Origin of the sequence: Aeromonas sp. BIGb0445 (assembly GCF_024809075.1) — a bacterium.
GTDB classification, from domain to species: domain Bacteria; phylum Pseudomonadota; class Gammaproteobacteria; order Enterobacterales; family Aeromonadaceae; genus Aeromonas; species Aeromonas rivuli.
Map to the genome: position 1 here is coordinate 50,306 of NZ_JANUES010000010.1, position 23,292 is coordinate 73,597.

At 61.0% G+C, this 23,292-nt stretch carries 16 protein-coding genes and 1 pseudogene; 5 read left to right on the forward strand and 12 right to left on the reverse strand.

What is annotated here, in order from left to right; genetic code table 11:
• Positions 1-57: 57 nt before the first annotated feature.
• A complete protein-coding gene (locus tag M2367_RS16455; protein WP_224431648.1) occupies positions 58-1,329 on the reverse strand; it encodes a valine--pyruvate transaminase in 1,272 nt (423 codons plus the stop codon).
• A 283-nt stretch (positions 1,330-1,612) separates the two neighbouring features.
• Between M2367_RS16455 and M2367_RS16460 the strand changes: the two genes are divergently transcribed.
• Entirely contained in the window at positions 1,613-1,846 is a 234-nt protein-coding gene (locus tag M2367_RS16460; protein WP_259237296.1) for a hypothetical protein, read from the forward strand.
• Here M2367_RS16460 and M2367_RS16465 read toward each other — a convergent pair.
• The 8 genes and pseudogenes from M2367_RS16465 to M2367_RS16500 form a co-directional block, all read right to left on the reverse strand.
• Positions 1,812-2,216, reverse strand: a pseudogene (locus M2367_RS16465) (helix-turn-helix domain-containing protein); the annotation flags it as partial. The gene M2367_RS16460 and the pseudogene M2367_RS16465 sit on opposite strands and share 35 nt — an antisense overlap.
• Positions 2,217-2,340: 124 nt before the next feature.
• Positions 2,341-3,024 carry a response regulator gene (locus M2367_RS16470; protein ID WP_259237297.1) on the reverse strand — a complete coding sequence of 228 codons (684 nt, stop codon included), beginning with the start codon at positions 3,022-3,024 and terminating at the stop codon, positions 2,341-2,343.
• Positions 3,025-3,069: 45 nt separating this feature from the next.
• Entirely contained in the window at positions 3,070-5,685 is a 2,616-nt protein-coding gene (locus M2367_RS16475) for a sensor histidine kinase KdpD (RefSeq protein ID WP_224431651.1), read from the reverse strand.
• A complete protein-coding gene (locus tag M2367_RS16480; RefSeq protein ID WP_259237298.1) occupies positions 5,678-6,202 on the reverse strand; it encodes a potassium-transporting ATPase subunit C in 525 nt (174 codons plus the stop codon). Before M2367_RS16480 ends, M2367_RS16475 begins: the two co-directional genes overlap by 8 nt.
• Before the next feature lie 85 nt (positions 6,203-6,287).
• Positions 6,288-8,342 (reverse strand): potassium-transporting ATPase subunit KdpB, encoded by a 2,055-nt coding sequence (gene kdpB / locus M2367_RS16485; RefSeq protein ID WP_042043972.1) that lies wholly within the window; start codon positions 8,340-8,342, stop codon positions 6,288-6,290.
• Positions 8,339-10,018 (reverse strand): potassium-transporting ATPase subunit KdpA, encoded by a 1,680-nt coding sequence (kdpA, locus tag M2367_RS16490; RefSeq protein ID WP_042043971.1) that lies wholly within the window; start codon positions 10,016-10,018, stop codon positions 8,339-8,341. Before kdpA ends, kdpB begins: the two co-directional genes overlap by 4 nt.
• A gap of 383 nt (positions 10,019-10,401) precedes the next feature.
• Positions 10,402-11,751, reverse strand: a complete 1,350-nt coding sequence (gorA, locus tag M2367_RS16495; RefSeq protein ID WP_259237299.1) for a glutathione-disulfide reductase — start codon at positions 11,749-11,751, stop codon at positions 10,402-10,404.
• A 136-nt stretch (positions 11,752-11,887) separates the two neighbouring features.
• On the reverse strand, positions 11,888-13,855 hold the full coding sequence (locus M2367_RS16500; RefSeq protein ID WP_259237300.1) for an ATP-binding protein: 1,968 nt from the start codon (positions 13,853-13,855) through the stop codon (positions 11,888-11,890).
• A gap of 203 nt (positions 13,856-14,058) precedes the next feature.
• On the opposite strand from M2367_RS16500, the gene prlC reads away from it, so the two are divergent.
• From prlC to M2367_RS16515, 3 genes are all read left to right on the forward strand, one after another.
• Complete coding sequence (gene prlC, locus M2367_RS16505; protein WP_259237301.1) at positions 14,059-16,101, forward strand: oligopeptidase A; 2,043 nt, start codon at positions 14,059-14,061, stop codon at positions 16,099-16,101.
• A 133-nt stretch (positions 16,102-16,234) separates the two neighbouring features.
• The gene (locus M2367_RS16510; RefSeq protein ID WP_259237302.1) at positions 16,235-18,784 is read left to right on the forward strand and encodes a bifunctional diguanylate cyclase/phosphodiesterase; all 2,550 of its coding nucleotides are present in this window, start codon (positions 16,235-16,237) and stop codon (positions 18,782-18,784) included.
• A gap of 51 nt (positions 18,785-18,835) precedes the next feature.
• Positions 18,836-19,606, forward strand: coding sequence for a class I SAM-dependent methyltransferase (locus M2367_RS16515; RefSeq protein ID WP_259237303.1), 771 nt, complete (start codon positions 18,836-18,838; stop codon positions 19,604-19,606).
• Positions 19,607-19,693: 87 nt separating this feature from the next.
• Here the strand turns inward: M2367_RS16515 and M2367_RS16520 are convergent, their stop codons facing one another.
• The 3 genes from M2367_RS16520 to rhlB are packed head-to-tail and all read right to left on the reverse strand — an operon-like array spanning position 19,694 to position 22,771.
• Positions 19,694-19,951: a Rho-binding antiterminator gene (locus tag M2367_RS16520; RefSeq protein ID WP_224431657.1), complete on the reverse strand. Its 258-nt coding sequence runs from the start codon at positions 19,949-19,951 to the stop codon at positions 19,694-19,696.
• Between the two features lie 22 nt (positions 19,952-19,973).
• Positions 19,974-21,470 (reverse strand): guanosine-5'-triphosphate,3'-diphosphate diphosphatase, encoded by a 1,497-nt coding sequence (gppA, locus tag M2367_RS16525; RefSeq protein ID WP_259237304.1) that lies wholly within the window; start codon positions 21,468-21,470, stop codon positions 19,974-19,976.
• A gap of 11 nt (positions 21,471-21,481) precedes the next feature.
• Positions 21,482-22,771, reverse strand: coding sequence for an ATP-dependent RNA helicase RhlB (rhlB, locus tag M2367_RS16530; protein WP_259237305.1), 1,290 nt, complete (start codon positions 22,769-22,771; stop codon positions 21,482-21,484).
• Between the two features lie 114 nt (positions 22,772-22,885).
• Between rhlB and trxA the strand changes: the two genes are divergently transcribed.
• Positions 22,886-23,212, forward strand: coding sequence for a thioredoxin TrxA (trxA, locus tag M2367_RS16535; RefSeq protein WP_042043962.1), 327 nt, complete (start codon positions 22,886-22,888; stop codon positions 23,210-23,212).
• Positions 23,213-23,292: the final 80 nt, after the last annotated feature.

Consider the following 23,292-nt stretch of genomic DNA (forward strand, 5'->3'; position numbering starts at 1 on the left):
CAGTCATGAAAAGGCCTGCATATTTGCAGGCCTTTTTTGTGTCTGTCCGTTGCGGGGTCAACCAGCCCTGGCCCGAGTCTCGGCCCCATAGAGTGCATTGATCTCCTCGGCCAGAATGGCGACACCACGGCGCACCAGCTCTTCATTCTGGGCATAGTTGAGGCGGATGCACTCCTGGCTGTGACGCCAGCTCGGATCCTCTATGCCCGGGAAGAAGTAGTGGCCAGGCACGATCAGCAGGTTCTTCTGCTTGAGGCGCTCGTAGAGCTCCTGACAGTGGATCGGCAAGTCTTCGAACCAGAGCCAGAGGAAGAGGGCACCCTCCGGCTTGTGGATATGGAAGCGTGAGTCTGGGATCGCATCGCGCAGCAAGCTGACGGCCAGGTCGGCTCGCTGGCGATAGAAGGGCTTCACCACCTCTTCACTCAACTTGATGATCTCGCCACTCTCGATCAGCGGTATGGTCAATGCCGGTCCCAGGCTGCCCGGCGCCAGATTGATGATGCCACTCAGGTTGGTGATGGCCTGGATGATGGGTTCATCGGCGATGACGATGCCGCAACGGGTGCCCGGCAGGCCCAGCTTGGAGAGGCTCATGCAGAGGATGGTGTTGAGGTTCCAGAACGGCTTGGCCTGGCTGAAGATGATCCCGGGGAAGGGCACCCCATAGGCATTGTCGAGGATCAGCGGAATGCCCTTGTCGCGGGCGATCTGGTCCAGATGCTCTATCTCTTCATCGGTCAATACATTACCGGTCGGATTGGTGGGGCGTGAGACACAGATAGCACCGATGTCATCCCCTACACGCAGACTCTCGAAGTCGACATGGTACTTGAACTGGCCATCCGGCAGCTTCTCTATGGTTGGCTTGTAGGCAACGAAGTGATCCTCCCCAAGGGCGGAGTCACCGTAGCCGATATATTCGGGGGCCAGGGGGAAGAGGATCTTCTTCTTGCGGCCATCGGCGAAATCACCGGCCAGCAGATTGAACAGATAGAAGAACGCGGTCTGGCTGCCGTTGGTGAGGGCTATGTTGCGAGCCGAGATATCCCAGCCCAGCTCGGCCTTGAGCAGCTTGGCCAATGCGTGGGTAAATCTGTCTTTGCCCTGGGGGCCATCATAGTTGGCCATGGCCTTGATCAGTTCACCACTGTCGAGCAAGGTCTGTGCCTCCTGCTGGAAGCGCTCCAGCATGGCCGGTATGGGGGCCGGGTTTCCGCCCCCCAGCATGATGGCGTCCGGATTGGTCAGCCCCTGATTGAGATCATCCATGAGTTGGGTGATACCGGCGTGGCGAGTGAACTTCTCGCCGAATACAGAAAATTCCATTCGGTAACGCTTCCAAAAATCGGCTACGGGGATGTAGCACCTTAGCTCAGTTTAAAAGCGGGTGTCGATGAAAAAATCCCTTGTTCCACGTGGAACAAGTTGGCCTATTTCCCTGGTGGTGAGATTCGCCAAGATGTGGCTTAAATTTGTACGGCGATTGAGTTCCGCTTGGCTATAAACATGAGGTTTATAAGTAAAATATATAAATATCAATACGTTGTGATTATGGCATAAGAATTGGAATAGTCAGGCTGTCATAGCGACTCACACCGGAGAAACGAATATGAAGAGCCTGATCACTACCTTGATATTGAGCACCCTGAGCCTGTCTGTCATGGCCGATGATGCCGCCAGACCCGAACTGGATCTGGCGAGTTTGCAGCAAGAGATCCACGAGCAGCAACAGCAGGCCTCCCGGTCCGTGGTGGCCGATGCCATGGCCAATCTGAGACAGCTCCCCCTTGATACCCTGGTGACAGAGATCAGCCCGGCCGTGTCGACCGCTCCCCGCAGCTGAGTTGTTGCATCGGAGTCGGTCCCCTGTGCTGGCGGAAGAGAGCGATGAAGGCGCTGCTGCTGGAGAACTCCCGCGCTGTGGCCACCCGGCTGATGGGCATGGCTTTGGCCAGCAGCGCCAGGGCGCGTAGCAGGCGCCATTGCTGACGCCAGGCCTGATACGTCGGTATCGCTCATGAAGATGCGACCTGTTCCCTTGTCACTGACACCTGCCCGTTCGGCCAGCCGGTTGAGCCGGTCGGGCTGTGGCGTGAAAGAGAAGGAGCGATAGGCGAGCACGCCACGCATCAGCGCTGGGGAGTGCCCGCGGGGATCCAGGCTGCCTGACTGGGAGAGAGCAGGCCGATTCGGTTATCCAGCTCGATGCTCATCGAACTGGTCGACTCTCTGCTGCTCAGCCGGGGTTGGCAGTGGCTGCGATTGTGCAGGACCTCGGGTTTTTGCTTGGGGGTTGTGGTTTGCTTACTTGGCTGTGACGACGTTCCACGTGAAACGTCAGCTGCCGATAAAACGGTAGCCGATCCCGGGCTCCGTCTCGATCAGGCTGGGTTGCTGGGGGTTATCCCCCAGCTTCTTGCGCAGGCTGGCGATGACGATTCGCAGGTAGTGGGTATCTTCCTTGTGGCTGGGGCCCCAGATCTCATTGAGTAGCTGGGTCTGCAAGACCAGTTTTCCCGGGTGGCAGACCAGGGTCTGCAACAGGGCAAACTCCTTGCGCGAGAGGGTGATCTCCTCGCCGCGCAGGCTTACCTTGTGATTGCCTATCTCCAGGGTCAGATCGCACTGGGGGAAGTGGCGGCAGTCGCCACTGCTGGCACCCGCCCGCTGCCTGAGCAGTACCCTGATCCGGGCCATCATCTCCCCAATGCCGAAGGGTTTACTCATGTAGTCGTTGGCGCCCGCATCCAGCAGCCTGACTTTCTCCTGCTCCGAATCCCGCGCCGACAGGATCAAGACCGGGTGGGGGTGATGGGCCCGAATGGCCTGCAACACCGTCAGACCATCGCCGTCGGGCAGACCCAGATCCAGAATGACCAGGTCAGGATTGAGGTGACGATACTGGGCTAACCCCTCCTGCACGCTGGCCGCTTCGCTCACTTGATGGCCTTCGGCGATCAGGCTGATGCGCAAAAAGCGCCGGATCGGGACCTCGTCATCTATGACCAAGATATGGGCCATCTGCTCTCCTGAAGTTCATTTTTACTCCCTGTTGTTGCTGTCCCATCATGGTCTGGCCATCTCCATCTCAGCCTGCCCATCGGGTGCATTGAGAGCCAAAGGCAGAGAGATACGCATGCAGGTGCCGTTGCCATTGGGGCCGGCGAAGGCCCAGATACGACCGCCATGGGCCTCTATCATAGCGCGAGAGATGGCCAGGCCAAGCCCGGTGCCACGACTGCCACTGTCTCCCACGGGTTGGGTGTAGAAGAGATTGAAGATCTTGTCTCTGTCTGCGGCGGCGATGCCGACCCCGATGTCGATGATATCCATGATGAGATCGGGCTCGGCCAGCATGACTCGAAACTCGATAGGCGTGCCAGCCGGGGAGTAGCGGGAGGCGTTATCCAGGATGTTGACCAGCACTTGCTCGAGCAGGGCGCCGTGGACATAGAGGAGAGGCGGGGTCTGATCGAAATGGATCAACAAGGCATGCTGGCGCCAGGACGTATCGAGTCGGCGACGGGCACTCTCCACCAGATCGGCCAGACTCACCCAGTCGCGCTTGAGCTGGAAGTCCGGGGAGCCAATGCGGGTCATATCCAGCAGGTTCTGCACATAGCTGTGCAGACGTTGCGCCTCTTCCTGCACCGAATGGAGCAGCTCATCCCTGTCCTGTTGACCAATTCTGTCGCCGTACTCCAGGAGCGTGCTGCCAGCCCCCATGATGGCGGCCAGTGGTGTCTTCAGGTCATGGGAGACGGAGGAGAGCAGGGCGGCTCGCATCCTGTCCGTTTCCGCCTGCAACTGGCTCTGGGCCAGCCGCTCATTCAGTTCGATACGGGCAAGGGCGGCACGGATATCGGTCAGCAGGGCCTGCAACTGGTGTTCGGCAGAGGCAGAGAGGGGTTGGGCCAGACGGATACCAAGGGCCAGTTCGGGGGTGAGGGGGTGATACTGAGCCTCGGCGGCGTTGAGGGTGGCGGTGTAGGCCCCGGCGCTCTGTTGTTGGGAGAGGCTCCAGTCGATGGCTGCCTTGTCGGTCTGGCCAGGCAGGTAGGGGATGGTACCTGCGCGATCCTGATAGAGGTTATCGATGGCGAAGGCGGGTTGGGCCAGGGCCAGGGAGATGGCTTGCGCACCTTGGCGCAACACCTCCTCCGGACCGTTGGCACTGGCCAGCTCCTGGCTGAGGGAGAGCAGGGCGGTGCCGAGCTGCTGTGTCTCACGCAACCCGATCAGTTGCTGACGTTGGCGAGAGGCGAGTCGCCCTGCCGCTATGCCGACGATGAACAGCACGAACAGGGTCAGCAGGTCGCTGTGACTGTGTACCGTCAGGGAGAAATAGGGGGCGGTGAACAGCAGGTTATGGGCGAGAAAGCCCAGTATGGCGGCCAGAATGGCGGGCAGCTGACTGGTGGTGAGCGCCGTGGCCAGCACCCCCAGCACAAACAGCAGTGGCAGGGAGGCGGCGGGTAACCAATGAGACAGACCCCAGGCAATGGCCGAGGTGATGGCCATGATGGCAACCGCCAGCAGGCACTGACCGATCTGTCCCGGGGGGGCTTCACGCAGCACGGGGCCCCCGTGATGGGGGCCCGTATCAACCAGGGTAATCTCCAGTCCCCTGGCACGCTGCAACAGGTGCTGCACCAGGGATCTGCGCCAGGGGGCCTTGTGGGGCTTGCCAAGCAGCAGCTGCGAGGCCTGCTGCTGGGCCGCCGTCTCCATCAGGGTATCGGCTACCGCCGGGCTGGAGAGGGTCAGCACCTTGGCACCCAGTTGGGCGGCCAGGGCCAGGGCCTGCTCCAGTTCGGCCGACCGCTGCCCGCGACTATCCACATGCACCACCAACCAGGGCAGCTGGCGGCGCTGGGCGAGGCGATGGCCGTGTCGCACCAGGGCCGGGCCATGTTGTTCACCGAGACAGACCATCAGCTTGCCGCGCAGGGGCTGGGTACTCTTGCCGGCCGCCTGCCACTGCAACTGCAGATCTCCCTCCACATGACTGGCCGCAGTCTGCATCGCAAGTTCGCGCAGGGCGGTGAGGTTGTTGAGAGAGAAGAAGGAGTGCAGGGCCGCCATGGCCTGCTGGGGCACATAGACCTTGCCCTCGCGCAGGCGATCGAGCAGCTCGCGCGGAGGCAGATCGATCAGCACCAGGCTGTCGGCTTCCAGCAAGACGCTGTCTGGCAGCGTCTCCCTGACCCTGACCCCCGTCAGTTGCCATACCAGATCGTTGAGGCTCTCCAGATGCTGCACATTGAGGGTGGTATAGACGTCGATACCGGCATCGAGCAGCTCCTGCACATCCTGCCAGCGCTTCTCATGGCGGCTCCCCGGGGCGTTGCTGTGTGCCAGTTCATCGACCACGGCGATGGCGGGTTTGCGGGTCAGCAGGCCATCGAGGTCCATCTCATCGAGCCGTTGCTGACGATGCAGATGGGTCTTGCGCGGCAAGATAGCCAGCTGATCGAGCAGGGCCAGGGTCTCCTGGCGGCCATGGGTCTCCACCACACCTATCAGTATGTCCGTCCCTTCCCTGGCCTGTTCCCGTGCCGCCTGCAACATGGCGTAGGTCTTGCCTACGCCAGGGGCCGCGCCCAGAAAGACCTTCAGCCTGCCTTTGCTCTCCTCTGCCAGGCTGGCCAGCAGGGCATCTGCCCTCTGCTCATCACGCATCCTTTTCCTTATCGAGCACCAGATTCAGCTCGAGAATATTGACGATTTGCGGGCCTAGGATACCAGCTTGTGCCCGGGACTTGACCAGATCCGTCAGCTGTTCTGGATCCAGTTGCCTGGCCTGGGCGACGCGGGCCACCTGAGCCAGCACGGCATCGAGGGGCAGCTGCGGGTCCAGCCCTGAACCTGAACGGGTCAGCATGGCGGGGGAGTTATCCTGTCCGGCGGCGGCTTGCTGATGGGCAAACTCGGCGCGCAGCGGGGAGCTCATCCCCAGATTGCTGCCGCCACCCCCCACGCTGGCATAGGCGCTGGCGGAGGGGCGGGAGTGGAAGTACCCCTCCTTGCTGAACGACTGGGCCAGCAGGGCGCTGCCGACAAGCTTGTTCTCCTTGCTGATAATCTGGCTGCCATTGGCCTGCCAGGGAAAGATGATCTGGGACACCAGGGTGACGGTCAGCGGGTAGGCGACGCCGAGCAACAGGGTCAGGGTGAGCAGTGTTCTGATGGCTATCATGATTTGTCCTTCTTCCTGGCGTTCGGCCGGTGACGGCGAACGCGATGAATCGGGGGCCTGCATCAGTGGCCCCCATGGGGTTTTGCTACACCAGGCCAAAGCCGGTGACGACGAGATCGATGAGCTTGATGCCGACAAAGGGAACCAGCAGCCCGCCGAGGCCATAGACCAGCAGGTTGCGGCGCAGCAGGCTGGCGGCACTGCCACTCAGACTGACGCCACGCAGGGCTAGAGGCACCAGCGCTACAATGATCAGGGCGTTGAAGATGATGGCCGACAAGATGGCGCTCTGGGGGCTGCCAAGCTGCATCAGGTTCAACGCATCAAGCTGCGGGTAGGCGGCAATGAACAGGGCGGGCAGTATGGCGAAATATTTGGCCACATCGTTGGCGATGGAGAAGGTCGTCAGGGCTCCCCGGGTCACCAGCAACTGCTTGCCGACCTGCACCACGTCCAGCAACTTGGTGGGGTTGGAGTCCAGGTCAATCAGGTTGCCCGCCTCCTTGGCGGCCTGGGTGCCCTCGTTCATGGCCAGACCCACATCGGCCTGGGCCAGGGCCGGGGCGTCATTGGCGCCATCGCCGCACATGGCCACCAAGCGTCCACCCGCCTGCTCCTGACGGATATAGGCCAGCTTCTTCTCCGGCGTTGCTTCGGCGATGAAGTCATCCACTCCGGCCTCGGCGGCGATGGCGGCGGCGGTGAGCGGGTTGTCCCCGGTGATCATCACGGTGCGGATGCCAAGATGGCGCAACATCTGGAAGCGCGCCTTGATACCGGGCTTGATGATGTCCTTGAGAGTGACGGCCCCGAGCAGTTTCTCCTGATTGCAGACCAGCAGCGGGGTGCCACCCTGACGCGCAATCTTCTCCACCGCCAGGCGGATTGGCTCGACCAGCTGTTTGGGGGTCATTCCCAGATAGGCGAGGACGGCATCGACGGCCCCTTTGCGATACTGAAGATGACCCCGATCCAGCCCGCTCAACCGGGTCTCGGCACTGAAGGGGATCAGGCGATCATCCGGGTCCAGGCTAGGCCTGGTCTGGCTCTTGGCCGCCAGGGTCAGGATGGATTTCCCCTCTGGGGTGTTATCGCCAAGGGAGGCCAGCATGGCCGCCTGAGCCAGCATGGCGGGTTCTATGCCGGGCGCCGGAATGAACTCGTCCGCCATGCGGTTGCCGAAGGTGATGGTCCCCGTCTTGTCGAGCAAGAGCGTGCGAACGTCCCCGGCCGCTTCGACCGCCCGACCCGATTTGGCAATGACATTGAGCTTTACCAGCCGGTCCATGCCGGCGATACCGATGGCGGAGAGCAGGCCGCCGATGGTGGTCGGGATCAGGGTGATAAAGAGCGCGATCAGATAGAGTCTGGGCACCTGGCTGCCGTTGTAGCCGAGGAACCAGGGCAGGGTTGCGACCACCAACAAGAAGATCAGGGTCAGTCCGACCAGCAGGGCATCGAGGGCCATCTCATTCGGGGTCTTCTGGCGTTTTGCTCCTTCGACCAATGCAATCATTCTGTCGAGGGTGCTCTCGCCTGGATTCTGGGTGACGCGCACCCAGATCCTGTCCGACACAACCTGGGTGTTGCCGGTGACACCACTGCGATCCGTACCGGACTCGCGAATGACGGGGGCAGATTCCCCGGTGATGGCGGCCTCGTTGACCGAGGCGATCCCGGCGATGACCTCACCATCCGCCGGTATGGTCTCGCCACTGCAGACCAGCACCATGTCCCCCTTCACCAATTGACTGGCGGGGATCCAGCTGCCGAGACTGTCCTCCGGGGAGCTGACCCAGCGTGCCTGAAGCTGGCTCATGCCCGCCTTCAGGCTGTCGGCCCTGGCTTTGCCTCTCCCCTCGGCCAGCGCCTCGGCGAAGTTGGCAAACCAGAGGGTCAGCCACAACCAGGCCGTGAGCTGCCAGGCCAGGCTGGCAGTTACCCCGGAGAGGGGTTGGCCAAGCAGGGACTCTATGGTAGCCATCAGCGCCGCCAGCCAGAGCGTAAAGAGGATGGGGCTGGCCAGCAGCGCCTTGGGGTGGAAGCGCCGCAGCGCCGTGATGGCGGCCTGGGCCAGCAAGGAGTGACTCTTGCCGCTGGTGGCGTCCCCGGTCAGCGAATTGGCATTGGATAGGCTCATGGTTGAACTCCTAGCAGCAGATGTTCGGCGACGGGTCCCAGTGCCAGCACGGGCAGGAAGGAGAGGCCGCCCATCAGCAGGACAGTGATGATAAGCAAGGTAATAAACAGCGGGCCGCGTACCGGGAAGTCCCCGTCGCCCCGTTCCTGGGTGGGTGCCTTGGCGAGTTGGCCGGCGATGGCGAGTACCGGGATGATGTAGCCAAAGCGACCAAGCAGCATGGCCAGGGCGATGGCGACACATTGCCAGCTGTCGGCGGCGCCGAAACCGGCGAAGGCGGAGCCGTTGTTGCCCGCCGCCGAGGCGTAGGCATAGAGCAGCCGAGACAGGCCGTGGGGGCCATCGTGACCTATGATGGCTTGCGAGCCGGGCATCAGCAGGGTGAGGCCACCGATCACCAATACCCCGACCGGCATGACCAGCATGCTGGCAACGACCCACTTCATCTCCGTGATGCCGAGTCGCTTGCCGAGGTAGCTGGGGGTGCGCCCCACCATGAGTCCGCACAGGAAGACGGTCAGCAACACGAACAGCATCATGCCGTAGATACCGGCACCGACGCCGCCAAACACCACCTCGCCCAGCAACATGTTGATCATGCCGACCATGCCACCCAGGGGGGTGAAGCTGTCATGCATGGCATTGACCGAACCGTTGGAGGCGGCAGTGGTCGCCACTTCCCAGATGCTGGACAGCACAGGGCCGAAGCGGCTCTCCTTGCCCTCCCAGTTACCCGCCTGACTGCTCAGTTGCGCCAGATTGGGATCTGCCTTGAGCTCCTGGCTGATGGCGAGGCTGAGCCCCAGTACCAGCAGCAGGGTCATGGCCGCCAGGATGGCGCGGCTGTGGCCCGCATCCTTCACGTAGCGGCCCAGGGTGCAGACCATGGCGGCGGGCAGGGTCAGCAGGGTGACCATCTCCAGCCAGTTGGCGAGGGCGGTCGGGTTCTCGAACGGATGAGCCGAGTTGACCCCAAAGAAGCCACCCCCGTTGGAACCGAGCTGCTTGATGGCAATCTGCGAGGCGGCAGGCCCCAGCGGCATTAGCTGCTCCTGTCCTTCCACACCATGGAATGGCAGGTAGGCAGACAGACTCTGGGGAACCCCTTGCCAGACCAGCAGCAGGGCCATGATCAGCGCCATGGGCAGCAAGACATAGAGGCAGAAGCGCACCAGATCGCGCCAGAAGTTGCCCAGATGATGGGTCTGTTGGCGGGACAAGCCACGGAACAGGGCGATGGCCACAGTGGCCCCGGTACCGGCCGAGACGAAGTTCTGGGTCGTGAGCCCGACCATCTGGCTGAAATAGGAGAGGCTGGCTTCACCGGAATAGGCTTGCCAGTTGGTGTTGGTCATAAAGCTGACCGCGGTATTGAGGGCCAGGGACCAGCTCAACCCTGGCAGCTCTTGTGGGTTGAGGGGCAGCAGTCCCTGGGCCATCAGGATCAGGAACAACAGACCGGCACCTGCGCCGTTGAAGGCGATCAGACTCAGGCCATAGGACTTCCAGTCCTGCTCCCGGCCATCGGTGCCACAGCAACCCAGGGTGAGGCGCTCGAGGGGGGCCAGCCAGCTGACCCGTCCCTCGAAGACCCGGTGAATATAAGCACCCAGCCAGGGGGCGGGGAGCAGTACCAGCAGCACGAAGGCGGCCGGGTAGAGATAGGCTTGCCACATGATGGTTTCCTCACTCATGGCTGCGCGTCAGAGCGCGAGCCAAGTAACAGACGAGGGCGAGGACAAGCAGTAGATACAGCCAGTTCATAGCGACTCCATAGCAAAATTTCCAAGGTCGGATTTGACCCTGAAAGCATATGGAACAAGGGCGTAAAGGCGCCATAAAGTGGCCGGTGGTTGGCGTAAAATTACCGTAAAAATATAGGGTTAACGTAATTTCATCGCAGCGTGCATCGCTGGTGTGGCAGAAAGAAAAACCCGGCACTTGGCCGGGTTTGAGACTCAGAAATGGACCTTGGCGAATAGTAACGCACCCTTCCACGCTGGTGAGATACGCAGTGTCCGAAGCGGGCCTGATGGTGATAGATCCGCTTCGGACGCTCTTAGCGCATCGTCACGAACTCTTCGGCGCTGGTCGGATGAATGGCGACGCAGTTGTCAAAATCCGCCTTGGTGGCGCCCATCTTCATGGCCACGCCGAAGCCTTGCAGGATCTCGTCCATGGCGAAACCTATGCCGTGCAGGCCGACCACCTTCTCCTCTGGTCCGACGCAGACCAGCTTCATGCGGGTGGGCTGGCGATGCTGGGTCAGGGCCGAATACATGGCGGTGAACTGGCTGCGATAGACCTTCACCTGGCTCTCGCCATACTCGGCGATGGCCTCGGGTTCGGTCAGGCCTATGGTGCCGATGGGGGGGTGGCTGAACACCACTGTCGGCACCAGATCGTAGTTGAGGTGCTCGTCTGGCTTGTTGTTGAACAGCCGCTCGGAGAGGCGACGACCGGCGGCGACGGCTACCGGGGTGAGCTGGATGCGGCCGGTGTTGTCACCCACCGCATAGATGCCGGGGACCTGGGTGTTCTGGAACTTGTCGGTCTGGATATAACCCTTGGCATCCAGGGTGACCCCGGCAACGGCCAGGTTGAGCCGGTCGGTGGCAGGCGCGCGACCTATGGCCCAGATCAGACAGTCGACGGTCAGATGGCGGCCATCTTCCAGTTGCAGGGTCAGGCTGTCATCGGCGTTCTTGATGATGGCTTTGGGCACGGCATGGGTGTGCAGCTTGGGGCCTTCGGCGGCCATGATCTCGACCAGGGTCTCCTGGACCATGGGATCGAAACTGCGCAGCGGGCCCTGCTTGCGCACCACCAGGTGGGTCTCCGAGCCCAGGGCCTGCATGACACCGGCGATCTCGACGGCGATATAACCTGCACCGACCACGGCGACGCGCTTGGGCTGACTGCTCAAGGCGAAGAAGCCATCGGAATCTATGCCATGTTCGGCACCGGGAATAGTGGGGACTTCCGGATGACCGCCGGTGGCGATCAGTATGTGATCGGCGCTGTACTGCTCGCCATTGACCTCGATCGTCTTGCCATCGATGAAGCGGGCGAAGCCCTTGATGACGGTGATCTTGTTCTTGCCGAGCACATTCTCATAGGAGTGGTGAATGCGGCTGATGTAAGCCTGGCGTGACTCGACCAGTTTGGCCCAGCTGAAGTGGTTGAGTGTGGTATCGAAGCCGTAGTCGGCGCCATATCTGAGCGCATCGGCGATCTGGCCGGCATACCACATGGCTTTCTTGGGCACACAGCCGACGTTGACACAGGTCCCCCCCAGCTCTTTTGCTTCGATCAGGGCTACTTTTTTGCCATGCATGGCGGCGCGATTGGCCGAGGCGATACCGCCACTGCCGCCGCCGATGGCGATATAGTCAAAATGCTGTGCCATGGGTGTGGCTCTCCACTTGTTTAGGGTGCAATACCCGATGATGGGGACAAAAGCACCGGCTCACAAGAGCCGGCGTCCAGTTATCTGTCGATGGGGGCCATCGAACGCCAGCATCAAACGGGCAGCCAGGTCGGACTCAGCTGACCTGCATGGGGACGCTGATGTGGAATTGGGCACCGTGGCCGGGGTCGCTGCTGCAGTGAATGCGGCCGCGCAACAGCTGCACCACCAGGTTGTAAATGATGTGACAACCGAGCCCGCTTCCCCCCTGGCCACGCTTGGAGGTGACGAAGGGATCGAAGATGCGCGGCAATATGGCGGCCGGGATGCCACGGCCGTTGTCCGAGTAGTCGATCACCAGCCTCTCATCCCGGCGCTCTACCCTGATGGTGATCTTCTTGGGTCTGTCCCAATCGTCGAAACCGTGATGGATGGAGTTGAGGATCAGGTTGGAGTAGATCTGGGTGAAGCTGCCGGGGAAGGAGTAGAGGCTGAGCTTGGGATCGCACTGTATATCCAGCTCGCACTGGGCCTTCTTGAGCTTGTGACCGAGGGAGACCACCACCTGATGCAGGTTGTCGGAGACATTGAAGCTGTATCGCGCCTCCGAGGATTGATCGACCGCCACCTGTTTGAAGCTGGCAATCAGCTCGGAGGCCCGACGCAGATTGCTCTGCAACAGCTGCATGGACTCATCCAGATTGAGGGTGAATTCGTTGAGATAGCTGCGTGACAGCTGTTTGGCATCAAGGTGCTGTTTGAAGGCGGTCACCTGCTCCTGCAGATAGGAGGAGGCGGTCACACTGATGCCGATAGGCGTGTTGATCTCATGGGCAACCCCGGCCACAAGGGATCCCAGAGAGGCCATTTTTTCCGACTCCACCAGGGTCTGCTGGGCCTGCTTCAGGTCATCATAGGCCTGACCCAGCTGCTCGTTGGCGTCGCTCAGGCTGCGGGTACGCTCCTGCACTTTCCCTTCAAGCTGCTCGTTGAATTCGGTGATCTCCCGCTCGATCAGCTTGAGTCGGGTGATGTCATAACCAAAGCCTATCAAGTACTTGAGCGCTTCTCCCTCATAGAAAGGGGCGAAGGTCCACTGCAAGGTGAGCTCGCCGCCGTCTTGATCGCGCATCAGCAACTCTTCATCCTCAATCTTCTCCTGCGCCGCTATGCGGGCCCGGATGGGGTCGCGCTGGGCCTCATCCACGAACAGCTCCAGCCAGTTGTGACCCTGGATCTCCTGCTGGTGGTAGCCGGTGAGCATAATGGCTGCCGGATTGACGCTGGCGATGGTGAGATCGGGATCCAGGCAGCAGATGACCATGTTGGCCGAGTTGATCAGGGTGGCGGAGAAGTCGCGCTCTTGCTGCAACTGCTCGGCGGATTGATGGCGGGCCATGAGTTCGTCCTGCAAGCGGCTGCGCATCTCGTTGAGGGTGGCAACCAGGGTATCGAGCTCATCGGGCTTCTTGCGGGGCAGGGGGCGCCCCTCCAGGGTGAGGGAGATCGCGAGGCGATCCAGATTGAACTGCTCCGTGTACTGGGCGATGCGGTGCAGGTGTCTGATCACCAGATAGTAAATGATGAACAGTATGCAAAACGAGACCACCAGGGTCTTGATGGTCTGGCTGACCAGTATTAGCACGGACTTTTCTATAAGTCGTTGATAAACCTGGTCAAGAGAGGCTGCGACGAAGAGCTTGCCGACCAGCTCACCCTGATAGGTCAGGGGAAACTCGCGGGAGATGTCATAACTGTCCCGCTCTGCCCCCTGGGTCAGCAGCGGTACTTCCGAGCTGCCCAGCATCTCCTTGACCATGACGAACTGCATGTTAGGCAGGTTCATGATGCCCTCTATCTGCACCTTTACCTGCTCTTCATCCAGGTTCCACAGGCTGGCGGAGATGGGTTGGAGAAAGGAGGCGTGGATCTGGTCAATGCTGCCCTCGATGAGCGCCACATCCTTGCGGTAGTCCCAGACGAGCTGCAGCGCCGTGATGATAAAGGCCAGGGCCGTGCTGCAGATGAGGATGTAAGAGAGCAGCCGATAGGAGAGTCCGTTAAAGCCAAAGGCTTTTGCGGTCTGGGGAAAGAGTCCTGACATGGCGTCCTTGCGGTCTGGATAGTGAGGGGCTCAGTCTAACCGCTTCGTTTCCGGCTGTCGTGGGGGTTTGCCACAAGCTGTGCGCGAGCCGAGGGTTTGCAGGCAAAGGCTTGATTATTGCTGTCGGAGCCTACATCTTAGATGGTCCAAGCAAAATAATAAGGCTTCTGGACAGCAGGGGCTTAGAGATGAGGTACGACAGGATGAATAACCCTTTGCTGACAATGGACTCCTTGCCGCTTTTCAGCCGCATTCAGCCTGAGCATGTCCAGCCTGCCGTGGCGCAGGCGATATCTGATAGCAAACAGAAGATCCAGGATGTACTGACCCAGACGGAATCCCACACCTGGGACAGCCTGATCGCCCCTCTGGAGGAGGTCAACGATCGCCTGGCCCGCATCTGGTCACCCGTCAGCCACCTGAACGCCGTCATGAACAGCGAGGCGCTGCGTGCCGCCCACGATGCCTGCCTGCCGCTGTTATCCGAATTCCAGACCTATGTCGGCCAACACGAGGGGCTCTACCAGGCCTATCGCGAGCTGGCCCAGAGCGATGATTTTCCCCGGCTCGGCGCCGCCCAGCGCAAAGAGATAGAGAACACCCTGCGCGATTTTCGTCTGTCCGGCATCGGCCTGCCTGCCGAGCAGCAACTGCGCTACGGCGAGATCCAGGCGCGCCTCTCCGAGCTGGCCTCCCGCTTTAGCAACAATGTGCTGGATGCGACCATGAGCTGGAGCAAGCTGGTGAGCGACGAGGCCGACCTGGCTGGCTTGCCCGCGAGCGTGCTGGCCGCCGCCAAACAGTTGGCTACGGCGCGGCAACAGCAGGGCTGGCTGTTTACCCTGGATATTCCCTCCTACCTGCCGGTGATGATGTATGCCGACAGCCGGGCGCTGCGTGAAGAGCTGTATGCGGCTTACTGCACCCGCGCCTCGGATCAGGGCCCGCATGCGGGCAAGTGGGACAACAGCGCCATCATGACCGAGCTGCTCTCCTTGCGCCGCGAGCTGGCCCAGCTGCTCGGCTTTGCCAATTACGCCGAGTTGTCCCTGGCCACCAAGATGGCGGACAAACCGGAACAGGTGGTGGGCTTCCTCACCGACTTGGCCGAGAAATCCCTGCCCCAGGGGCGGGTCGAACTCGACGAAATCCGCGCCTTCGCCGCCGAGCATCATGGCCAGAGTGAGCTCTCAGCCTGGGATCTCGCTTATTACGCCGAGAAGCTCAAGCAGCACAAGTTCTCCATCTCGGATGAACAGTTGCGCCCCTATTTCCCGGCGGGCAAGGTCGTCCATGGCCTGTTCGAGGTGGTACGCCGGGTCTTTGGCATGAAGGTGCGCGAGCGTTACGGCATCGAGACCTGGCATCCTGATGTGCGCTTCTTCGATATTTTCGACAGTGAAGACGAGCTGCGTGGCAGCTTCTATCTGGATCTCTATGCCCGCGAACACAAGCAGGGCGGGGCCTGGATGGATGTCTGCCTGGGTCGTCGTTATCGTCAGGATGGCTCACTGCAAAACCCGGTGGCCTACCTGACCTGCAACTTCAATGGCCCGGTCGACGGCAAGCCGGCACTCTTCACCCACAACGAAGTGGTGACCCTGTTCCACGAGTTTGGCCACGGCATACACCATATGCTGACCCAGATAGATGTGGCCGGGGTGGCGGGCATCAACGGTGTGGCCTGGGATGCAGTCGAGCTGCCCAGCCAGTTCCTCGAAAACTGGTGCTGGGAGTCCGAGGCGCTGTCCTTCATCTCCAGCCACCATGAGACGGGGGACCCTCTGCCCGAGGATCTGCTGGTCAAGATGCTGACGGCCCGCAACTTCCAGGCGGCGATGCAGATGCTGCGCCAGCTGGAATTTGCCCTGTTCGACTTCCGTCTGCACCAGGAGTTTGATCCGGCCAAGCCGGATCAGATCCCGGCGTTGCTGGCCGAGGTGCGCAGCCAGGTCGCCGTGCTGACGCCTCCCGCCTTCAACCGCTTCCAGCACAGCTTCTCCCACATCTTCGCCGGTGGTTACGGGGCTGGCTATTACAGCTACAAGTGGGCCGAGGTGCTGTCGGCGGATGCCTTCTCCCGTTTCGAGGAGGAGGGGATCTTCAACCCCCAGACGGGCCAGGCGTTCCTGACTCATATTCTGGAGAAGGGAGGGTCCAAGGAGCCGATGGAATTGTTCCGTGCCTTCCGGGGGAGAGAGCCTCAAGTGGATGCACTTTTACGCCATAGCGGGATCGCAGCCTGATTTTCGTAATAAAAAGGGACCTTTGGTCCCTTTTTTAACGTAATTTGAATGCCTTGCGATGACCCGATTTGCACTGACCTGCGCTCTTGAGTAGAGTCGCCCTTCGTACTTAAAGGAGAGAATGCATCTTGCCATGAGGCGAGCACTCACATCTGTCTACCGGATCATGTCAAACCTGTCTCACACCAGTGGGCTGGGGTATTTTGACAGCTTCGTGACTGAACTCGCGGCGGCGGTACAGGCAGATGTTGTATTGATCGCGGGGCGAGATAGCAGCGGTCTGGGGTTCGAGATCCATGCTGCCTATCCGGCCACCCTGGGCATGAAGGGGGAAGTGTTCCCCATCGCCGCTACGCCCGGAGAGATAGTGCTGCAACAAGGTGAAGCCTGGTTCAGCGATCGCTTGCCCCAGCTGTTTCCCCTCGCCACCATCTTCATGACCCATGATGAGGTGCGCGGCTATGCCGGCATCGCCCTCAAGAATGCCCATGGCGAGACCATAGGCCTCTGCAGCCTCTGGTTCCATCAGGGCCAGGAGTGCATGGACAGGGTGATGAGTGTGCTGCGCCTGCTGGCCCCCCTGGCTGGCCGCGAGCTGGCTCTCGGCCTGCCTCAGACCCCGAGCCCCTCTCTCCTTCCTTCCCCCGCCATGGATGCCATGCTGGCACATGCCCCGGTCGGTATCGGCAAGCTGGATCTGCAGGGGCGGCTCCTGTGGGCGAATCCGGCCATCGCCAACATCTTGGGTTATCGCGAGGAGGAGTTGCTGCACAGAACGGCCGCCGAGCTCCACCACCCGGAGGATTGGCTGCGCAGCCTGGCGAGCTATGGGGAGCTGGTGCGTGGGGAGCGCAGTGCCGTCACCCTGGAGAAGCGCTACCGCCACAAGGAGGGCCATGACCTCTGGGGACGGGTCACCCTGACCCTGGTACGCAATGATCGCCAGGAGCCGGAACACCTGATGCTGCTGCTGGAGAACATAGATGACGCCCGCCGTCATGCCGAGCAGCTCAAACTCTCCCACCGGGTCTATGACAATCTCTCCGAAGCCATACTGGTGTGCGATGCCGAGAGTCGCATCATCTCGGTCAACCCGGCCTTCGAGCGGATCACCGGCTATTGCAGTGAGGAGGCTTGTGGTCAGCGCCCCAGCCTGCTCAAATCAGGGCTCCATGATGAGGCCTTCTATGCCGACATGTACCATACCCTGTCCCGGGTCGGCATCTGGCGTGGCGAGGTGTGGAACAAGCGCAAGAATGGCAAGCTCTACCCCCAGCAGCTGATGATCAGCGCCCTGCGCGAAGGGGGCAAGATCACCCAATATATCGCCATCTCCAGCGATATTTCCCAAACCAAGCTCGCCGAACAGAAGATTGCGACCCAGGCCAACTATGACAACCTCACTGGCCTGCCGAACCGCTGGCTGTTTGGCCGCAGCCTGACCCGCTTCTGTGAGCGGGGCGAGCGCTTCGCGCTCATGGTGCTGGATCTCAACAACTTCAAGGCGGTCAACAACAGCATGGATCACCATGTGGGGGACGCCCTGCTGCGGGAGGTCTCCGATCGACTGGTGAGTCGGGTACGCACCGAGGATCTGGTGGCCCGCATCGGCGGTGACGAGTTCGCCTTCCTGGTGCCTGGCATCGTCAGTCGCCGCCAGGCCGAGGTGTTTGCCAAACAGGTGCAGGGCAGCTTCGCCCGTCCGTTCATGCTGGCCAATCAGCAGCTCTATGTGACGGCAACCATAGGTGTCACCCTCTGCCCGAGCGATGGCAGCGAGAGCGATGAGTTGCTGCGCAATGCCGAGCAGGCGCTGTTTGCTGCCAAACGTAAGGGGCGGCCCCTCGACAGCTACTGCGCCGCCATGCGTGAAGAGGTGCGCCAGCGCCACCAGATGCAGCAGGATCTGGCGGAGGCCATCAAGCAAGAGCAGCTGACCATGGCGTATCAGCCGATCTGGGACAATCGCAGCGGGCGGGTGGCCAAGCTGGAGGCGCTGGTGCGCTGGTATCACCCGCAGTGGGGGCAGGTATCACCGGCTGACTTCATTCCCCTGGCAGAGGAAGCTGGCCTGATCCAGAGTCTGGGAGCCCTGGTATTGTGGCAATCCTGCCGCGATCTGGCTCGCCTGCAGGGCTCGGGTTTCCCCGAGCTGCAGATGTCCATCAATCGCTCCACCCTGGAGTTCCAGACCATAGATCCCCAGGCCTCCGAATGGTTGAGGGTGATTGAGCACTTCCAGCTGAGCCCGAGCGACATCATCATCGAGATCACCGAATCGCTGTTGATGGAGAGCAGCGATCAGCACAGGATCCGCATCGAGGCCCTGCGCCAGGCTGGCTGCAAGCTGGCCATCGACGACTTCGGCACCGGTTATTCGGCACTCACCTATCTGCGCACTTTCCCGGTGGATCTGGTCAAGATAGACCGCAGCTTCGTGCGCCACATCCCCTTCAATGAACAGGACAGTATGCTGCTCGATGGCATCATCAACATAGTGCACAACCTCGGCATGCAGGTGGTGATCGAGGGGGTGGAGACCCGGGAGCAGCTCAACTTCCTCTGCCACAAGGGCTGTGCCTTTACCCAGGGCTACCTGCTCAGCAGGCCGCTGGCCTTCGATGATCTGGTCAATTATCTGGAACTGAATCGGAACGGCATGAGCCTGCCCATCGTGAGCTGAGTTGCCGCTTCTGCTATCATGGCCGCCATGTCCGCTGCCATGAGTGCCCCCATGTATCCTATCCTGGTTTCCTGTGAAGCCGCAGCCCGCGCTGGCGAGCTCCATGACCTGCATCAACGGCTGGCCGGGGTCAGCTTTGCCGCTCCCTTCGCCCTGGTCCTCACCGAGACCAGACTGGAGCTGCGCAAGCTGGATGAAGAGAAGCTGGGGGCCGTCTTTGTCGATTTCGTGGAGGGCGCCGTGGCCCACAGACGCAAGTTTGGTGGTGGCCGGGGTCAATCCATCGCCAAGGCGGTTGGCCTCAAGGCCGGGGCCAATCCGACCGTGGTCGATGCGACCGCTGGCCTGGGACGCGATGCCTTCGTGCTCGCCTCACTCGGCTGCAAGGTGACCATGATAGAGCGCAGCCCTGTGGTGGCGGCCTTGCTGGCGGATGGTCTGGTGCGGGCGGCGCAAGATCCCTATATCGGTGCCTGGGTGAGCGAGCGGATGCAACTGATCCAGGGGCCCGCTGCCGAGCAGTTGCTGGCCCTGTCCGAGCGACCCGAGGTGGTCTATCTCGATCCCATGTTCCCCCACAAGCAAAAGTCGGCGCTGGTGAAGAAGGAGATGCGGGTATTCCAGTCCCTGGTGGGGGCGGATCTCGATGCGGATGCCCTGTTGCCGGCGGCGCTCAAGATGGCGCAGCGACGGGTGGTGGTGAAACGGCCATCTTATGCGGGCTGGCTCGATGAGAACAAACCCAGCATGGCGATCGAGACCAAGAACAACCGCTTCGATGTCTATGTGATGGCGGCGCTGACCCAGGTCGTCGCCGACTGAGCGGGTCCATCCCGACTACCCCAGTGACAAAGAGAGAGGGCCAGCAATCGCTGGCCCTCTCTTCGTTCGCCGCAGGCTTGTCCAGCATCAGTCGGCCTGGGCCTTGAAATGGATATGGCGCGGCTCTCCCTGCCACGTCAGATCGAGGCTGATCAGCTCAGCCAGGCTGAGCCATTCGCCACTTGCCAGCAACAGAAACTCAACCCCATCCCGAGCCTGAATGGTTTCAATCTTGTCCTGCCAGCAGCGGTTATCCCGGGTGGTGAGGGTCAGTGGCAGTTGCCAGCGTGCGGCAATTTCGAGCCAGTCGTAGAGGTCACAGCTGATGGGCTGATAGTCTGCCATGGCGCTCTCCTTGGGGTTACCTTCAGGCTTCCAGTTCCAGTAGCTGGGTCGGCCAGCCGAGTTTCTGCTGGCGCTCGACCTCGAGGCGCAGCTCGCTGGCACGCAGGTAGTGTTCGTCCAGCCAGCCCTTGGGCAGACTGAGGGTGAGGGCATCTTCGTCCGCGGTCAGGGTAAACTGGGGCACAGTGCCTTGAGTACGGCGCATGCAGAGGATCAGCGAGATGCGCAGTATGCGGGCAAGGCGGGTGGCCTGGCGGGCAGTGACGGCACCTTGGCGGTCCAGAGGTTCCTGCTTGAACTCATCCCGCTGGTTGAGCAGCAGGGCGGACAGCAGTTTTTTCTGGGCAGGGGTGAAGCCCGGCATGTCGATGTTGTCGATGATGTAGGCCGCATGCTGAGGGGCCTTCTTGTACTCGATGCACAGGCCTATTTCGTGCAGCAGGGCGGCGTAGCGCAAGATGGGGCGACCGTAGCGTTTGGAGAGGCGCCAGGCAGGTTGCAGCTGGTTGAATGCCTCGACCGCCGTATCCCTGACGCGCTCGGCGTGTTCCCTGTCGAGTTGGTAGCGGCTGATCAGGCTGTCTGCGGTGCGATCCCTGGCATCACAGTCATGATTATTGCCGAGCAGACCGTAGATGAGTCCCTCGCGCAGGGCGCCCCCCGCCAGGGTCATGCTCTCGATGCCGAGCACCTCGAAGATGGCGATCAGGATGGCGAGACCCGAGGGGAACACGGTCAGCCGTTCGGCCGCCAGCCCCTCAAGCCGCAACTTGTCGAGGCGACCACAACCGCTGGCTTGCTCCATGAGCTCTTGCAGCTTGGGCAGAGTAACCCGCTCGCTCTTGCCTTGGGCCAGCATGATCTCTTGCAGCGCCTGGACGGTGCCCGAGGCGCCGACACAGGTGCGCCAACCCAGGGCGCGGTAATCCTCAGCGACCGGTGTCAGCACGGCCTTGGCGGCGGCGATGGCCTGGTTGAAGCGGGCTTCGCTCAGCTCGCCATCACCGAAATGATTGTTGAGCCAGGTGACACAGCCCATGTGCAGGCTGTTGAGCAGCTTGGCTTCGCTGTGTTCGCCGATCACCAGCTCCGTGCTGGCGCCGCCGATGTCGATCACCAGGCGATTGCCTTCCCCGGCGGAGGTCCAGGAGACCCCTTCGTAGATGGTTTTCGCCTCTTCCTCGCCGGAGATGACCTCGATGTTGTGATTGAGGACACGTTCGGCCTCGCTCAGGAACTCATCGACGTTGGTTGCCAGACGCAGGGTCGCCGTGCCTACTACTCGAATGTTATCGGCGGGAATGTCCTGCAACTGTTCGGCAAACAGGCGCAGGCAGTCCCAACCTCGGGCCATGGCAGCCTGGCTTAAGCGAAATTCCTGATCGAGACCGGCGGCGAGGCGCACCTTGCGCTTGACCTTGGTGACGGTACGCAAAGCGCCAGCGACCTCGCGCACCACCAGCATATGGAAGCTGTTGGAGCCGAGGTCGATGGCAGCATAGAGCGGCGAGTTGTGCAACTTGGCTGCCCTTAGTTCTTGCGAGGCGGGCGACGGCGGTTGTTGCTGTTGCCACCACCCTGGCGATCCCGCGAGTTGCGGTTCACCGGTTGGCGGTTGCGGTGGATCCGTTTCGGTGCGGTTGCATCATCCAGCAGCGCATCGCGGTCGTATTTGCTGACCGGGATGGCATGATGGATGTACTCCTCGATGGCCGGCAGGTTGAAGGCATAGTCTTCACAGGCCAGGCTGATGGAGTGACCGCTCTTGCCGGCGCGGCCGGTACGACCGATGCGGTGCACGTAATCTTCGGCATCGTCGGGCAGGTCGTAGTTGAAGACGTGGGTCACGTCCGGGATGTGCAGACCACGGGCGGCCACGTCGGTGGCGACCAGGATGTCGAGCTTGCCCTGAGTGAAATCTTCCAGGATCTTCATCCGCTTCTTCTGCGGCACGTCACCGGTCAGCAGACCGGCGCGGTGGCCGTCGTTTTCCAGCCAGGCTTGCACGTCTTCACAGACATGTTTGGTGTTGGCGAAGACGATGGCTTTATCCGGCCACTCCTCTTCCATCAGGGAGAGCAGCAACAGCATCTTGTCTTCGTTGGAGGGGTAGAACAGCTCCTCTTTGATGCGCACGCCCGTCATCTGCTCCGGCTCGACTTGCACATGTTCCGGGTGGTTCATGTGTTCGTAGGCCAGCTCCTGCACCCGCAGGGAGAGGGTCGCGGAGAACAGCATGTTCAGGCGCTCGGTGGCATCTGGCATGCGGCGGAACAGGAAGCGGATGTCCTTGATGAAGCCCAGATCGAACATGCGATCCGCTTCGTCCAGCACCACAACCTGGATGCAGCCCAGATCGATCACCTTGGACTTGAAGTAGTCGATGATACGGCCGGTGGTGCCGATCAGGATGTCGACCCCCTGTTCCAGCACGGCCAGCTGCTTGTCATAACCCTCGCCACCATAGGCGAGGCCGAGCTTGAGCCCGGTCGAGGCGGACATGCTCTCGGCATCGTTGTAGATCTGCACCGCCAGCTCACGGGTCGGTGCCATTATAATGGCGCGAGGCTGGTTGACCAGGCGCGGCTTGGTCAGCGGATGGGTCAACAAATAGTTGAAGGTTGCAGCCAGGAAGGCAAGGGTCTTGCCTGTACCCGTCTGGGCCTGGCCAGCGAGGTCATGACCTTCGACCAGCAAGGGCAGAGACAGTGCCTGGATGGGGGTGCAATAGTGAAATCCCTTTGATTCCAGACCAGCCAGAACTTCGGGTTCGAGGCCCATTTGGGCGAATTTATCGGTCGTTAAGTGTGTTTTGCTCATGGCGGTAGGTTATCAGGTTAGGCTTGCAATAATAAACAGGATCATTTCAAATAGGGCAACTATTGCCTTCGTTGACGTCTCAATTAAGGCCTTATTTACTGACTGGAGTTGGAGATGAGTGACAAGATTGTTCAGCTGAGCGATGCCAGCTTCGAGGCAGATGTAATCAAAGCCGCTGGCCCTGTTCTGGTCGATTTCTGGGCAGAATGGTGTGGTCCTTGCAAAATGATTGCTCCCATTCTGGACGAAATCTCCCAAGAGTATGAAGGTCGTGTGACCGTGGCCAAACTGAACATCGACCACAACGCCGAGACCGCCCCCAAGTACGGCATCCGTGGTATTCCCACCCTGCTGCTGTTTAAAGACGGCGCAGTGGCCGCCACCAAGGTCGGCGCCCTGTCCAAGACCCAACTCAAAGAGTTCCTGGACGGCAACCTGTAATTATCAAGAAGGAGCGCATTGCAATAATGCGCTCCTTGTGTTTTATGACCTAGACGCTCACCCCGATTGGTGCTAATTTA

Coding starts and splice junctions, on each gene's coding strand:
- M2367_RS16455 (WP_224431648.1), bottom strand. CDS start 1,329: ATGGAATTTTCTGTATTCGGCGAGAAGTTCACTCGCCACGCCGGTATC.
- M2367_RS16460 (WP_259237296.1), top strand. CDS start 1,613: ATGAAGAGCCTGATCACTACCTTGATATTGAGCACCCTGAGCCTGTCT.
- M2367_RS16470 (WP_259237297.1), bottom strand. CDS start 3,024: ATGGCCCATATCTTGGTCATAGATGACGAGGTCCCGATCCGGCGCTTT.
- M2367_RS16475 (WP_224431651.1), bottom strand. CDS start 5,685: ATGCGTGATGAGCAGAGGGCAGATGCCCTGCTGGCCAGCCTGGCAGAG.
- M2367_RS16480 (WP_259237298.1), bottom strand. CDS start 6,202: ATGATAGCCATCAGAACACTGCTCACCCTGACCCTGTTGCTCGGCGTC.
- kdpB (WP_042043972.1), bottom strand. CDS start 8,342: ATGAGCCTATCCAATGCCAATTCGCTGACCGGGGACGCCACCAGCGGC.
- kdpA (WP_042043971.1), bottom strand. CDS start 10,018: ATGTGGCAAGCCTATCTCTACCCGGCCGCCTTCGTGCTGCTGGTACTG.
- gorA (WP_259237299.1), bottom strand. CDS start 11,751: ATGGCACAGCATTTTGACTATATCGCCATCGGCGGCGGCAGTGGCGGT.
- M2367_RS16500 (WP_259237300.1), bottom strand. CDS start 13,855: ATGTCAGGACTCTTTCCCCAGACCGCAAAAGCCTTTGGCTTTAACGGA.
- prlC (WP_259237301.1), top strand. CDS start 14,059: ATGAATAACCCTTTGCTGACAATGGACTCCTTGCCGCTTTTCAGCCGC.
- M2367_RS16510 (WP_259237302.1), top strand. CDS start 16,235: ATGAGGCGAGCACTCACATCTGTCTACCGGATCATGTCAAACCTGTCT.
- M2367_RS16515 (WP_259237303.1), top strand. CDS start 18,836: ATGTATCCTATCCTGGTTTCCTGTGAAGCCGCAGCCCGCGCTGGCGAG.
- M2367_RS16520 (WP_224431657.1), bottom strand. CDS start 19,951: ATGGCAGACTATCAGCCCATCAGCTGTGACCTCTACGACTGGCTCGAA.
- rhlB (WP_259237305.1), bottom strand. CDS start 22,771: ATGAGCAAAACACACTTAACGACCGATAAATTCGCCCAAATGGGCCTC.
- trxA (WP_042043962.1), top strand. CDS start 22,886: ATGAGTGACAAGATTGTTCAGCTGAGCGATGCCAGCTTCGAGGCAGAT.